We start from the raw sequence: 13217 nt of genomic DNA, 5'->3' as shown, positions 1-13217 counted from the left end.
AATCGCCTGAACAATAAGACACTCTGTCTATAAAAAACGTTGCCTGCGATATGCTATAAAACGAAATTGATCAAGAGACAAATTCTTTCAAAAATTCATCGTATATTTTATTAAACTCTTTTGGCAATTCCATCATGGGAGCATGGCCACATTTATCCAAAAAAAACAATCTTGCATTTGGCAATAGTTCCTTGAATTTTTCTCCCACGAACGGTGGTGTGACAATGTCCTCTTTTCCCCAAATCAATAATACAGGAATTTTGATCTGTTGAAGCTTTTCACCCACATTGTGCCTAATTGCTGATTTGGCCGTTGCTACAATTCTAATCCCCTTGTTTCTGTCATTTACAATCCCAAATACCTCATCAATTAATTCATCTGTGGCCACAGCTGGATCATAAAAAGTATCCTGCGTCTTTTTCTTTATAAACTCGTAATCTCCTCTTTTTGGAAATGTATTGCCCATACCACTTTCATACAAACCAGAGCTACCTGTTAAAGTTAATGTTGCCACACGTTCCTGATCCTCCAGGGTGTATAAAATTCCTACATGACCACCTAAAGAGTTTCCCAAAAGATGAATACCGGTCAAATTTTTGAAGCGCACAAATTCATAGACATATTTGACAAGTCCCGTTAATCCTACCTGTGTAATTGGCAATTCATAGATAGGAAGGATCGGAACTATCACTCTGAACCTGTCTCCAAAATGTTCGATAAGATCCTTAAAATTGGAGAGGGCTCCAAAAAGTCCGTGTAAAAGAACAATTGCCGGTCCTTCCTTTTTAGTTTCAATAAACTTAAATCTGCCCTCAGTCTGTATCTCGTATGACATATTCTTTGTACTTAGAGTCAAAAGTATAAATTATTTTGAAAAAGCGGCTTTTGCACCAAACAAATTATACAATCCCATGCAGTACAAAAGTACCCCAACCAGCTGATGGCCCACCGCGGACCATATCGGAATTTCTCCAACAGAACCCAATAAAGTGATCACACCAAGAATAATCTGAATGATCAACAAAATGAACAATACGAAAGAGTTTCTGAAAATTTTGAGATTCCCTAATTGGTAACTACACAGAAAGAGGATAAAGCCCAACAAGGTCAATAAATAGGCAACAGATCTGTGAAAGAATTGCATGATAATTCCTGCTGCAGCATTGGATTCATATTGATCAAATAAAAATGGAAAATAATTTCCTATTTCAACGATTTCCCTTGGAATCCAGAAACCATTTATGTCGGGCCAAGTAGGTGCCACCATTGCAGCTTTCATACCAGCTATAATCCCTCCTAAAAACAATTGAATAAACAACAAAATAGGAAATAAAACAATCAAACTGTAAAAACGCTTTGATGTGATTGGTACTACGTCTGAAGGTTTTTTTCCCAGTTTCCAAATGGTCCAAATTAAGTAACTCACCAAGGCAATCGCAGCCATCAAATGAAACGACAATTTATAGGCATTGACCCAAGGTCTATTTAACAAACCGCTGGCTACCATGATCCAACCAAGGGAAGCTACGATACTTGCTAAAAAAAGAATCATCATCAAATCAAAAATCAAGGACTTTGACAAAACTCTTTTCACCAGAAACAAGAGAAACGGAATGACAAAAACAAATCCCATGATCCTGGCCCATAATCGATGGGTATATTCCCAAAAAAAAATATACTTGAATTCATCTATACTTATGCCTTGGTTGATTTTTTGGTATTGAGGTGTCTGCTTGTACAATCCAAACTGATAATCCCAATCCTCCTCCGATAAAGGATAGATGATCCCTGTTACAATATCCCAACGGGTAATGCTCAATCCACTTCCTGTGAGACGAGTCACCCCACCCAGAAATATTTGGACCAGAATCATGATCAATCCAGTCAGCAACCAAGCATAAATCCACTTCTGCCATTTTCCATAATTCATATTGCAAAGATCTGCCTATTCAATGAATAAATATTTTTTTTGATTTACACATACCTAATATATGTATTTTAAATATATAAAAATAAATTGAATATTAGATAGGCATGTTAAATGGCTCAATAAAAACTAATATTAAATTATCAACATTTAATTCACATCAAAGTAGAATATTGTTCCTTGTCAAAGAGTATTTTGCGATAGTTATTAACTTATTAATAAATATACCTATGTTGAAATGTCCTTGTAGAAAAATTGTGAATAATTTAGCTTTTTTAGAAACAGCAAAAATTAATCAAGACATTAAACATTATTAAAATTCATCATAAAAAAAACAACCGTTGATAAGTCTAAAATTCCAGTGAAAATATATTTTCAGTGAAAAAATTCCCATACTGATTTACTTTATATTAAATATATAATTAAATATGAATGTGAATAAATTCTGCTCCTTATCCAGATCAAATTGGAAAAACTTATACCGATCAGAAAGATAAACATTCTATCTATTGGTAGGAAAAATCTGTACATTCCATTCTAAACAAAAGATGATACATTTGTCAAAAAAGAACCTTTGAAAATAGTTTTACAAAGAGTAACAGAAGCAGAATTGTGGGTCAATGACACAAAACACTGTTCTATTGGTACCGGAATGCTTATATTGTTGGGCATTCACAAAGAGGATCAAGAAGAAGATATAAACTGGTTGGTTAAAAAGATAAGTTCAATCCGGATATTTTCAGATACAGAGGGAAAGATGAACTTAGACCTTATGCAAATCAATGGAGAAATTATGGTGGTTAGTCAATTCACACTTTTTGCAAGCACCAAAAAAGGAAACAGACCAGGATTTACAGATTCCGCAAGACCGGACCAGGCGCTACAACTATATGATGAATTCTGTGTAAAACTTGCAAATGAGACAGGGATTGTGATTAAAAGAGGAGTGTTTGGTGCGGACATGAAAATTAAATTGATCAACGATGGTCCTGTAACGATTATCATTGATTCAAAAAACAAAGAGTGATATGAAAGAACTGCAAGAATTAGTTGATCAATGGATTAAAACTTATGGAGTGCGATATTTTAATGAGTTAACCAATCTGGCCTTACTCACGGAAGAGGTGGGGGAACTCGCCCGGGTGATGGCCCGGGTGTATGGTGAACAATCCTTTAAGCAAACAGAGGAATCTTCAGATTCCAAAGAAAAAATTTCCGAAGAGTTGGCAGATATTATTTTCGTGTGTATTTGTCTTGCCAATCAAATGAATATTGATTTAGAAATCGAATTGCAGAAAAACCTGCAAAAAAAAACAGAGAGAGATCAAAGAAGACATTTAATGAATGAAAAACTCAAATAATGGTTTCTAAAAAGTCAAAATGGATCCTATATATTTCATCCATTTATATCCTAATTAGTTTGACCCTTGCCTTTTTTGGATACCTCGTATGCACGGACCAAACGCAATATTGCAACACCCAGGTTCCAACCCTTGCTTTACAACAACCAGGATTTAAAGCTTGCTTTCAAAAGGATTCGATACCTGAAGAGTCCCTTTTTAGTATATGGCTTGGTGGAAGGAAGATCATCAGCCCAAAAACACTTGTATCTGAGAAATCGGATATCGGCAAAAACCTGGATTGCAAAAGATACTTTCTTGGCACGGATCGTTTTGGCAGAGACCTGTACAGTAGAATCGTGGTAGGAATGAGATATACCATATTGGTGGGTATTTTATCTGTAATGATTTCAATCATATTAGGTATTGGAATGGGTGCGTTGTCGGGTTATTTTGGCGGTATAACGGATCAGATTATTTCATTCGTCATAAATGTGTTTTGGTCCTTACCCACTGTTTTGTTGGCTTTTGTCATCCTCATGGTATTTGGGAGGAATTTGGGTTCAATTATGGTGGCCATCGGACTCACCATGTGGGGAGATATGGCCAGATTGGTCCGGGGGCAGACCTTACAGGCAAGGGCTTTAAACTATATCACAGCCAGCAAGGCCTTGGGATTCCATCATTATAGAATCATATTCTTGCACATTTTGCCCAACATTATGGGACCTGTATGGATCCAAATCTCGGCTAATTTTGGCCTGGCTATCTTATTAGAATCCGGACTTTCGTTTCTAGGCCTAGGTTTACAGCCTCCCATACCCACACTTGGAAATATCATGCAAGAGCAATATACCCTTGCTTATGGGGGAGATTTAATACTCGCAGTTATTCCGGTGATTGTATTAGTTTTGCTGATAGTTTCCTTTCATATCATAACTCAAAGTTTAAGGGAACGAATGGATACGAAAACGAAAGAAGCTGTAGGAAATTTATGAACAGAGAAACCAGCATATTAAACAGACTGGAAAATGAGTTGAGTCTTAAGCAGCTTCAAATAACTTCTTTGTTAAACATCACACAGGCGATTAACGAAAACTTACCCCAGGAAGATTTATTTCGAATGTATAAAGACTTTTTAACTTGGGAGCTCAGCATCGAAAAAATTGCTTTGTTTATCAAAGAAGATAAAGAATGGAAACTTTCCGCCAGCTTTAATCTTGAAAATGAAACAGAAATTCAGGAGCTGCCCAAAATATTTATGCATTATAATAGAATTCACACTGTAAAACCATCAGATGAAAAAAGATTGCAGGAGTTTGAATTTATCATACCGGTGTACCACAAAAAAGATCCAATAGCTTATTCGCTGGTGAAGGGGGTGAAAAGAGGGGAAGATATTTTCAATAATATTCAGTTGATTACTTCCATCACAAACATAATTGCTGTTGCCATTGAAAACAAACGATTGGTCAGAACACAAGTAGCACAGGAAAAAGAAATGGAATTTGCAACGGAGGTTACCAAAATGTTGATACCCGCCGAAATGCCACAGGGAAAACAATTTGAGCTCGCAAATGTGTATAGACCCCATTATAAAGTGGGAGGAGATTACATCGATTTTTTAAAATTTTCTGAAGACAAGATTTGTTTTTGTATCGCAGATGTGTCGGGTAAAGGAATGGCGGCGGCTATGATTATGGCCAATTTTCAGGCACTCGTTCAGAATATGGGGATGCAATACAGAGATTTGGAGACATTGGTCATTGCATTGAATCAAACCGTTTCTCGCATCACCGGGGGAGAAAAATATCTGACATTTTTTATAGCGATGGCTGATCTAAAATTGAAAAAACTTTATTACGTCAACGCAGGTCACGTTCCTCCCATTTTGCTCAAAAAGGGCAATATCATAGAGCTCAAAGCCAGCTGTACCATCATCGGCCATTTTCCTGAATTACCAGAGATCAAGGAGGGAGTCGTTGATTTAGATGATGACGTAGTCCTGGTGGCATTTACAGATGGTCTTGTCGATATTAAAAACAGATTGGGCAAAAATTATAGCATGGAAAAGCTCAGTGATTTTATTTTGAGCCATAAAGAACACAAAGCACAAGCATTGGCCTTGCGTTTGATGGATGATTTGATGGAGCATGGAGAGGGAAGTGAACTTCCGGATGATGTGGCTATCTTAATCTTTAAATATTACAACAGATGAAAAAAAAATGGATTGCAGTTTTTCTGGCGGTTTTTCTGGGTGGATTTGGAGTGCATCGCTTTTATCTAAGACAACCAGAGATGGGTATATTGTATTTAATTATACACTTTTGGCTCAGATTCTTTCTTTCATTTGGAATTCCCGTGAGCCGGATTTTAGGTTGGGTGGACGCTTACAGATATTTAATGATGGATGATAATGAATTTGACAGAAAGTACAACAGTCAAAATTTCAGAGATCGGTATGGCAATCGGAGGCAAGCGCCACAGCGGCCCTCAAGTCGCTATATTGTAATAGAAGATGAAGATACGACAACCAAGAAAAGATCATCATCCTGGTATGAATTGCGAAAAGGAAAGAAAGAAAGCGAATCCTTCAAATCATCTGGAATCAGAAAATTTAAAAACTTTGACATAACAGGAGCCATTGAAGATTTTACCAAGGCTCTGGAATTGTATCCAGAAGATCCGATTACACATTTTCACATCGCATGCGCGTTATCAATTGAAGAAAGGGGACTGGATTCGTTTAAACATTTGGACCAGGCGGTCGCATTGGGTTTCAAAGACTTTGGCAAAATAATGACACACGAAGCACTTGCATTTATCAGGATATTGCCGCCCTTTGAAAAGTTTAAAGCAAACCAATTCCGGCTAAATTCTGAAATTTACAGAGAAGTGGAACAAGAGCAAAATAAAATACTTGAATCCATCCGTCAACAAAAGGAGAAAAGTGTACTAGCACCAGTCGGCGGCACCTATGGACAAATGTTTCAGGAAAAACTTAAAGATGAATTCAAATGATACCGTTTCCCGAAATTGAGAATGGATATACCATATCACCAGAGCATACGGCAATCGAAGCATTGGAAAAAATGGAATTGCACGATGTAAAGGATTTGGTGCTTGTGGAGGGCAAGTTTTACAAAGGATATTTTACAAAAGAACTGCTGTTGAAGTATGATCATCCTACCAAACTAAGAAATATTCAAATGCTCACAGCAAAACCTTGTGACTACCAAGGAGGATTTGCAGATTTCTGGTTGTTTTATTGTGAAAACATGACCGAACAAATTCCTTTTGTTAATCATAGAGAAGAATTTTTGGGAGTTTTGCACACCAAAGATCTGTTGAACTGGTATCTGAACAACTTGAGCAGTCCCAGGGCAACACAAATCCTGATATTGAAGAGAAACAAAGAGAGCTTAAGTCTTCAGGAAATGATTGCTGGATTTGTAGATATGGACATTGTTGAAGTAATGAGAAGCACATCCGGCCAATCAGGAAATGAATACATTACTTTTTTGTTGAAAGCAGAATGGAATCCGGAATATCTTGAAGAACCGGTTTCTGAGAACTACCAAATATTAAAGTCTTTTACTTCCAAAGAGAACGGAGAATTGTGGAATCAGAAATTGGAAGAGTTTATGCATTATCTCAATGTTTGACTTTTGGTTAAAAACGGGATTATTGGTTTTGAATTTTTTAATATATGGCATTTGCTTGAATGCCTGTGATAGTGTCACCGTAGAAGAAATTATCATTCACGGAAAAGAAAAAACAAAGGTTTGGGTCATGTTGCAGGAGGCAAGAGTAGAGAAAGGGCAAAAAATACTCTATTTGAATTTGGACAACAGGGTGAAAGAAATTCAGACCGATTTAATTCGCACCAATCTATTTGCTTCCGTCAGATGTCATCATGAAATAATTGATGAAGAACGATGTCTTGTAAGGATTCACTGTCATGTGGATGAAAGCTGGCTTTTGATGGCGTCTCCGATCTTTGAATTGGCGGATAAAAATTTTACAGTTTGGTGGGATGTATATGATCAATCTTTGGATCGGGTCAATTACGGATTTAAGGTATTTCACTACAATCTTACTGGGCGAAAGGACAGGCTTAAAATGAAAATTCATACAGGATTTACCAATAAATACGAACTAAGCTATGATTATCCGTACATCAGCAGAAAAAACAACCTTGGCCTTTGGATTGGGGGCTTACATACCACAACACGTGAATTAAATTTAAAAACACACAACAACCGGCAAGTATTTTACAGAAATGAACAACAAATACTTCAGTATCGCACATCATTGTTTGCACAAATAAAATATAGGCCTGACAGATACTATACCCATGTATTCACCACAGAGTTTCACCGATACCGAATACACAAGGATATTGCAGAAAGCAACCCGGATTTTTTATTACTGGGATACGATCAATTGGATTACCTGCAAAACACAATTTTTATAAAATATTCCGGGATAGATCTTGAGGTGCGACCAACTACCGGGTTAAAGATGGCGGGGTCTTTAAGCTATTTCAGCTCCATATCCAATGGAAATGTAAACATGGCTCAATTTACCCAGGAATTATTGTATGCTCAAAGTATGGGTAAAAGATTAAGGTGGGTGGTAGATATGCATCTTGGTCAGACGATTGGTTCCAAAAGACCACCATACCTAATGTCCAGGGCGCTGGGATATTTGTATGATACGGAAGGGTATGAATATTATGTCATCGACGGAATTCACTTTATCCATGCAAGTACTGGATTGTTTTACCGGATTTTTCAGTATAAAAGGAGTTTCTTTAAAATTTTAGGATCTGAGCCAAGGTTAAAAATAAATCTAATTGGAGATATTAAAATAAACGGCAACACAGCTTATGTAGTCAATCCATGGGCCGCAGTATCAAACACACTATCAAACACTCTTCTGAGAAGTGTTACGATTGGAACAGACTTATTGGTAAATCAATCGCTCAAAATACAGTTTAATTATAGTTTAAACCACTTGGGTCAATCGGGGTTTTTTATTCAAAGTAAATCCGCCTTCAGATGAAAATATTTATTTACTGCCAGAAAGTGAAGGAGGAGAACCTTCCCCATCTGATTGGCTTGATCAATCAACTCAAAGAGAATAAAATTCAATTTGCCATTTATCAATATTTCCATGATGAATTGTCATTAGAATTGAAGTCCAGGTGGAAATCAGATGTTTGGGCAAGTCATGAAGACATCATTAGAGAAAAACCAGACTTTATGATTTGCTTTGGGGGAGATGGGACAATCCTACATGCAGTGACCCACATCAGACACGGTGGAATACCGATTATTGGAATAAATGCCGGAAGACTAGGATTTCTGGCGAGTATCGAAAAAAAAATTATACCCGATGCAATATACCAAATTCTTGAAGGCAATTATTTTTTAGAAAATCGCACTTTACTTCAACTGGAAAGTGAGTCTAAGCTTTTTGGAGATATACCCATCGCACTGAATGATTTTACCATTTCTAAAAGAGACAACTCATCCATGATCACCATTCATACTTTTATAAATGGAGATTTTATGAATTCATATTGGGCAGACGGGTTGATTGTATCCAGTCCAACCGGATCCACAGGATATTCTCTTTCATGCGGGGGACCAATTTTATTTCCCAACAATGCAAGTTTTGTCATTACACCAGTGGCTCCGCATAATTTGAATGTGAGACCGGTTGTAATACCAGATGATTCCATTTTAAGTTTTGAAGTGGAAGGAAGGGAAGATAGTTTTTTGTGCACACTCGATTCCAGAAAATCCATTATTCAGCAAAAAGACCAATTGGCGATTCGCAAATGCGATTACACCATCCAGTTGGTCCAATTGCAACCGGTTAGCTTTTTGAAAACCATACACAGCAAACTAAGTTGGGGCCTGGATCAAAGAAACTATTAAGAATGAAAAAAGGAATGTTTGATTTTGGCGATCCCGAGATGCTGGCAGACTTAACCCAGGGACATGATTTAAGCATTTACATTCGGGAAGGAGAAGAACAGGCCAATTGCTTTTATGCACCATTGTTTAGCACCCAACCGGTCAGAATGGGTTCATTTGTAGGATCTGTTGCAGAGGGCGGTCCTGTCAATTTTTTGAACCTGCAATACAATGTTCATGGAAATGGAACCCACACAGAATGTTATGGTCATTTGTCCAAGGACAAAATCTCAATACAAAATGTGTTAAAGCAATTTTGGTTCCCAGTCCATGTGTGCAGTCTCTATCCCACCAAAACCCATGAAGGAGATTATGTGATAGAAAGGAAAACACTTCAATCACTGCTTCAAGATGAGATCATTGAAGCACTTGCCATAAGGACATTACCCAATCCCGACAATAAGAAAATTAAGAAATACTCCGGGCAAAACCCGGCCTATTTTTCAAAAGAGGCAATGGAGTATATTGTATCTCTTAAAGTCAAGCACTTGTTGGTTGACCTACCTTCCGTCGATCGCGAGGAAGACGAGGGAAAGTTGGTAGCGCACAGGATATTTTGGAATGGAGAACGAAAACAGGATTGTACCATCACAGAGTTGATCTATATCCCCGAAGAAATCCGGGATGGTAATTACCTCATGTATCTGCAACTGGCGCCGATTGATCTAGATGCTGCGCCAGCCCGTCCTGTTATTTATCCTTTGGTAAAGAGATCGGAGCATGAAAAGTAGTTCATCGATATTTCAACGATTTAAGCAATTGCCGGACAAAGGATATTATGATCAATTGGCATACTTTTCTTATTATTTTAAAGAGATCAAAACCCTTCCTTTCCATGAATACATCCAAATCAAATTAGGATATCTTTCGGCATTGTACCATTTGGAGAAAAACAAGGCATTTGATATCACGGCAGAGCAGATGATTCTTGAAATTATAAATCACGAGACATTTGATGAAGAATTGAAATCCGTGTACAAGGAAGTCTTGATGCTCAAAGCAAAATATCAAATAGATCAAAAACGTCTGAAAGACGGAATCAGGATTTATTCCGATTTGAACCGAATCGATAAATCTGACATAGCCATAAAAAGAATACTTTTTGGTTTGTATTTTCAAAACAATCTGATTTCATTTCGAAAGTATTTTGGGATGGTGGTTGTTCTGGTTCTGCTTACACTTTTACTGGTTTATATCGATGCAATGGTTATAAGAGCAGCATTTCCACAATGGCAATCCATTTGGAAAATTCTGTACATCTCATTTTTTGGATTTTCTTTGATTATAACAGGATCTATATTTTTCATTTCGCTGCAACGCTCAAGAAGTAAATTGGAAAAAAACAATCATGAGAAAGATGTTTAAAATATTGATGATTGTCTTGCTGGCATTTTTCTTTTTGGTTATTGCAACAGCAGGATTTTTGTATTACAGAATTCAAAAAATCCAAGACACAGGAAATCTTGCACAAAGAATTGATCAGGAGAGTGTGGTGTTTGTAAATAAAAATCATCAGCTGGGACTGGCGATAGCGGTTATTAAAAAGGATACAGCATTTTTCAGGGGTTTTGGATTTGCAGACAGAGAAAAAAAGACAATGGTTGACAGTTCGACGGTATTTGAAATAGGTTCCATTACAAAAATATTTACCGCCGAACTGGCAGAAATTTTATCACAAAAAGGGATCATTGACTGGCAGAAATCAGTTGCAGATTATATGATGGAAGATTGTAAGCAAGAGGAATTCAGCCATGTTACTTTGTTGGATCTGGCGAGCCATCATTCAGGACTACCCAGATTACCAAAAGTATTTCTTGACAAAATGAAGGATGAATGCAGACCATACGAATCTTTGACGGAACAAGATTTATTGGACTATTTGCAAAAACCTGAAGAAATAACAGATAAAAATTACCAATACTCTAATTTGGGCTTTGGAATTTTGGGAATGATACTGGAGAGAGTCAGTATGAAATCATTTGATCAACTCCTTAAAGAAGAAATAACAGCCAGCCTTAACATGAATTCCACTGGAGTTGGAGACTCTGTGTCTTCAAATCTGGCACAGGGGTATGATGCAAATGGAAAGCCCACTTGTTATTGGAACTTTCCCGTATTGGGGGCTGCTGGTGCGATAAGATCCAATATCAAAGACTTGGTGAGATTTGGCAAAGCGCAGCTTGCCATGGGAAAAATGTCAGAGATTTTTACAGCCACCAGGAAACCGGTTGGCGCCATTCCGGGAGGACAGATTTCAAAAGGCTGGCATATAGACAGCAGATCCAAGTATCTATTCAATTTTGGTGACATCGTTTGGCACAATGGAGGAACAGGTGGATTCAGTTCTTACATAGGTATTCTTCCTAAAAAACAAATAGCCATCATCGTGCTGGCCAATCAAAGCAATGCCAATTCCAAAATTGAAAAATTGGCGTATCGCTTTTTATTATTGGCCTCCAAAGTTTCATTCGAAAAAACCATTCAAGGTCTCCAATGACTTACATAGGGGCTATCCTTGATAAAAAACCGCCACATCCTATTGGCGCATTCTCCCGAATTTATAACGCCCACTCTTTTGCTGATTGAAATTTGTAATTCAGGTCCAGATATTGGCTTATTGTGAATCTGAACCGCTGATTGAGAATCAAAAAAATGCAGTCCATTGTGATTTAAATTTACACCCATCGCAATAGATAAAGCGCCAGGGCCTTTGGTCCACTGAGACTCGGATCTTGCCAAATTCCTTCTCATTTGCATATGCTCTTTACCATCTAGCGGTATCAAACTTCGAATTAACACAGCGTGAGCGATGGATGCTGGTCCCGTAACCACATTGATCAAATGATACATCCCATAACACAAGTAAACATACGCTGTGCCACCGGTTTCGAACATGGTCTTTGTTCTGGGAGTCAGGCGATTTGCATAAGCATGGCAGGCACGATCATCCGGAGCGCGATACGCCTCAGTTTCGGCAATAATGCCTGAACAATGTTTGCCTTCTATATTTGTTAGAAGAATTTTACCAAGGAGGTCCTGTGCCATCCAGACTACATCTTCGTTTTGGTAATAGGACTCTGGAAGGATCAAAAATCGTAATTTTTAAAACAGAAAAAAGTCGGGACGACTGGATTCGAACCAGCGACCCCTAGCACCCCATGCTAGTACGCTACCAAACTGCGCCACGTCCCGAAAAAAACACACCATTCAAAAAAACATCTGGTACGCTACTCCCCAAGTCAACTTGGGGACGCCAGGTCCCAAAAAAACACACCATTCAAAAAAACATCTAGTACGCTACTCCCCAAGTCAACTTGGGGAAGCCAGGTCCCGAAAAAACACACCATTCAAAAAAACATCTGGTACGCTACTCCCCAAGTCAACTTGGGGACGCCAGGTCCCAAAAAAAACACACCATTCAAAAAAACATCTGGTACGCTACTCCCCAAGTCCACTTGGGGACGCCACGTCCCGAAAAAACACACCATTCAAAAAAACATCTAGTACGCTACTCCCCAAGTCAACTTGGGGAAGCCAGGTCCCGAAAAAACACACCATTCAAAAAAACATCTGGTACGCTACTCCCCAAGTCCACTTGGGGACGCCAGGTCCCGAAAAAAACACACCATTCAAAAAAACATCTGGTACGCTACTCCCCAAGTCCACTTGGGGACGCCACGTCCCGAAAAAAACACACCATTCAAAAAAACATCTGGTACGCTACTCCCCAAGTCAACTTGGGGACGCCAGGTCCCGAAAAAACACACCATTCAAAAAAACATCTGGTACGCTACTCCCCAAGTCCACTTGGGGACGCCAGGTCCCGAAAAAACACACCATTCAAAAAAACATCTGGTACGCTACTCCCCAAGTCCACTTGGGGACGCCAGGTCCCGAAAAAAACACACCATTCAAAAAAACATCTGGTACGCTACTCCCCAAGTCCACTTGGGGACGCCACGT

At 38.3% G+C, this 13217-nt stretch carries 14 protein-coding genes and 1 tRNA gene; 11 read left to right on the top strand and 4 right to left on the bottom strand.

Annotated elements, in window-relative coordinates; all coding sequences use genetic code 11:
* Nucleotides 1–70: 70 nt before the first annotated feature.
* On the bottom strand, nt 71–835 hold the full coding sequence (locus IPM48_04865; GenBank protein MBK9270906.1) for an alpha/beta hydrolase: 765 nt from the start codon (nt 833–835) through the stop codon (nt 71–73).
* 30 nt (nt 836–865) lie between these two features.
* Nucleotides 866–1930: a COX15/CtaA family protein gene (locus IPM48_04860; protein MBK9270905.1), complete on the bottom strand. Its 1065-nt coding sequence runs from the start codon at nt 1928–1930 to the stop codon at nt 866–868.
* Nucleotides 1931–2501: 571 nt separating this feature from the next.
* Between IPM48_04860 and IPM48_04855 the strand changes: the two genes are divergently transcribed.
* The 11 genes from IPM48_04855 to IPM48_04805 are packed head-to-tail and all read left to right on the top strand — an operon-like array spanning nt 2502 to nt 11751.
* Nucleotides 2502–2954 (top strand): D-tyrosyl-tRNA(Tyr) deacylase, encoded by a 453-nt coding sequence (locus IPM48_04855; GenBank protein ID MBK9270904.1) that lies wholly within the window; start codon nt 2502–2504, stop codon nt 2952–2954.
* Between the two features lies 1 nt (nt 2955).
* On the top strand, nt 2956–3288 hold the full coding sequence (locus tag IPM48_04850) for a nucleotide pyrophosphohydrolase (GenBank protein MBK9270903.1): 333 nt from the start codon (nt 2956–2958) through the stop codon (nt 3286–3288).
* On the top strand, nt 3288–4265 hold the full coding sequence (locus IPM48_04845; GenBank protein MBK9270902.1) for an ABC transporter permease: 978 nt from the start codon (nt 3288–3290) through the stop codon (nt 4263–4265). Before IPM48_04850 ends, IPM48_04845 begins: the two co-directional genes overlap by 1 nt.
* Nucleotides 4262–5485 (top strand): SpoIIE family protein phosphatase, encoded by a 1224-nt coding sequence (locus tag IPM48_04840; GenBank protein ID MBK9270901.1) that lies wholly within the window; start codon nt 4262–4264, stop codon nt 5483–5485. The genes IPM48_04845 and IPM48_04840 overlap by 4 nt, the downstream gene beginning before the upstream one ends.
* Entirely contained in the window at nt 5482–6288 is an 807-nt protein-coding gene (locus tag IPM48_04835; GenBank protein MBK9270900.1) for a TM2 domain-containing protein, read from the top strand. The genes IPM48_04840 and IPM48_04835 overlap by 4 nt, the downstream gene beginning before the upstream one ends.
* A complete protein-coding gene (locus IPM48_04830; protein MBK9270899.1) occupies nt 6285–6932 on the top strand; it encodes a hypothetical protein in 648 nt (215 codons plus the stop codon). The genes IPM48_04835 and IPM48_04830 overlap by 4 nt, the downstream gene beginning before the upstream one ends.
* Before the next feature lie 28 nt (nt 6933–6960).
* Nucleotides 6961–8334 (top strand): hypothetical protein, encoded by a 1374-nt coding sequence (locus tag IPM48_04825; GenBank protein ID MBK9270898.1) that lies wholly within the window; start codon nt 6961–6963, stop codon nt 8332–8334.
* Nucleotides 8331–9215 carry an NAD kinase gene (locus tag IPM48_04820; protein ID MBK9270897.1) on the top strand — a complete coding sequence of 295 codons (885 nt, stop codon included), beginning with the start codon at nt 8331–8333 and terminating at the stop codon, nt 9213–9215. The genes IPM48_04825 and IPM48_04820 overlap by 4 nt, the downstream gene beginning before the upstream one ends.
* Nucleotides 9216–9217: 2 nt before the next feature.
* The gene (locus tag IPM48_04815) at nt 9218–9985 is read left to right on the top strand and encodes a cyclase family protein (protein MBK9270896.1); all 768 of its coding nucleotides are present in this window, start codon (nt 9218–9220) and stop codon (nt 9983–9985) included.
* Nucleotides 9975–10619, top strand: a complete 645-nt coding sequence (locus IPM48_04810; GenBank protein MBK9270895.1) for a hypothetical protein — start codon at nt 9975–9977, stop codon at nt 10617–10619. The genes IPM48_04815 and IPM48_04810 overlap by 11 nt, the downstream gene beginning before the upstream one ends.
* Nucleotides 10603–11751, top strand: coding sequence for a serine hydrolase (locus tag IPM48_04805; GenBank protein ID MBK9270894.1), 1149 nt, complete (start codon nt 10603–10605; stop codon nt 11749–11751). Before IPM48_04810 ends, IPM48_04805 begins: the two co-directional genes overlap by 17 nt.
* On the opposite strand, the gene IPM48_04800 is transcribed toward IPM48_04805, so the two are convergent.
* Nucleotides 11736–12344 carry a DNA-3-methyladenine glycosylase gene (locus IPM48_04800; protein ID MBK9270893.1) on the bottom strand — a complete coding sequence of 203 codons (609 nt, stop codon included), beginning with the start codon at nt 12342–12344 and terminating at the stop codon, nt 11736–11738. The genes IPM48_04805 and IPM48_04800 overlap by 16 nt on opposite strands.
* A gap of 28 nt (nt 12345–12372) precedes the next feature.
* Nucleotides 12373–12446: transfer RNA gene (locus IPM48_04795), tRNA-Pro, on the bottom strand.
* Nucleotides 12447–13217: the final 771 nt, after the last annotated feature.

The organism is Saprospiraceae bacterium, from assembly GCA_016715965.1.
Taxonomy (GTDB): domain Bacteria; phylum Bacteroidota; class Bacteroidia; order Chitinophagales; family Saprospiraceae; genus Vicinibacter.
Note: the sequence above shows the minus strand (reverse complement) of the source record. Positions and strands in the feature narration are given on the sequence as shown.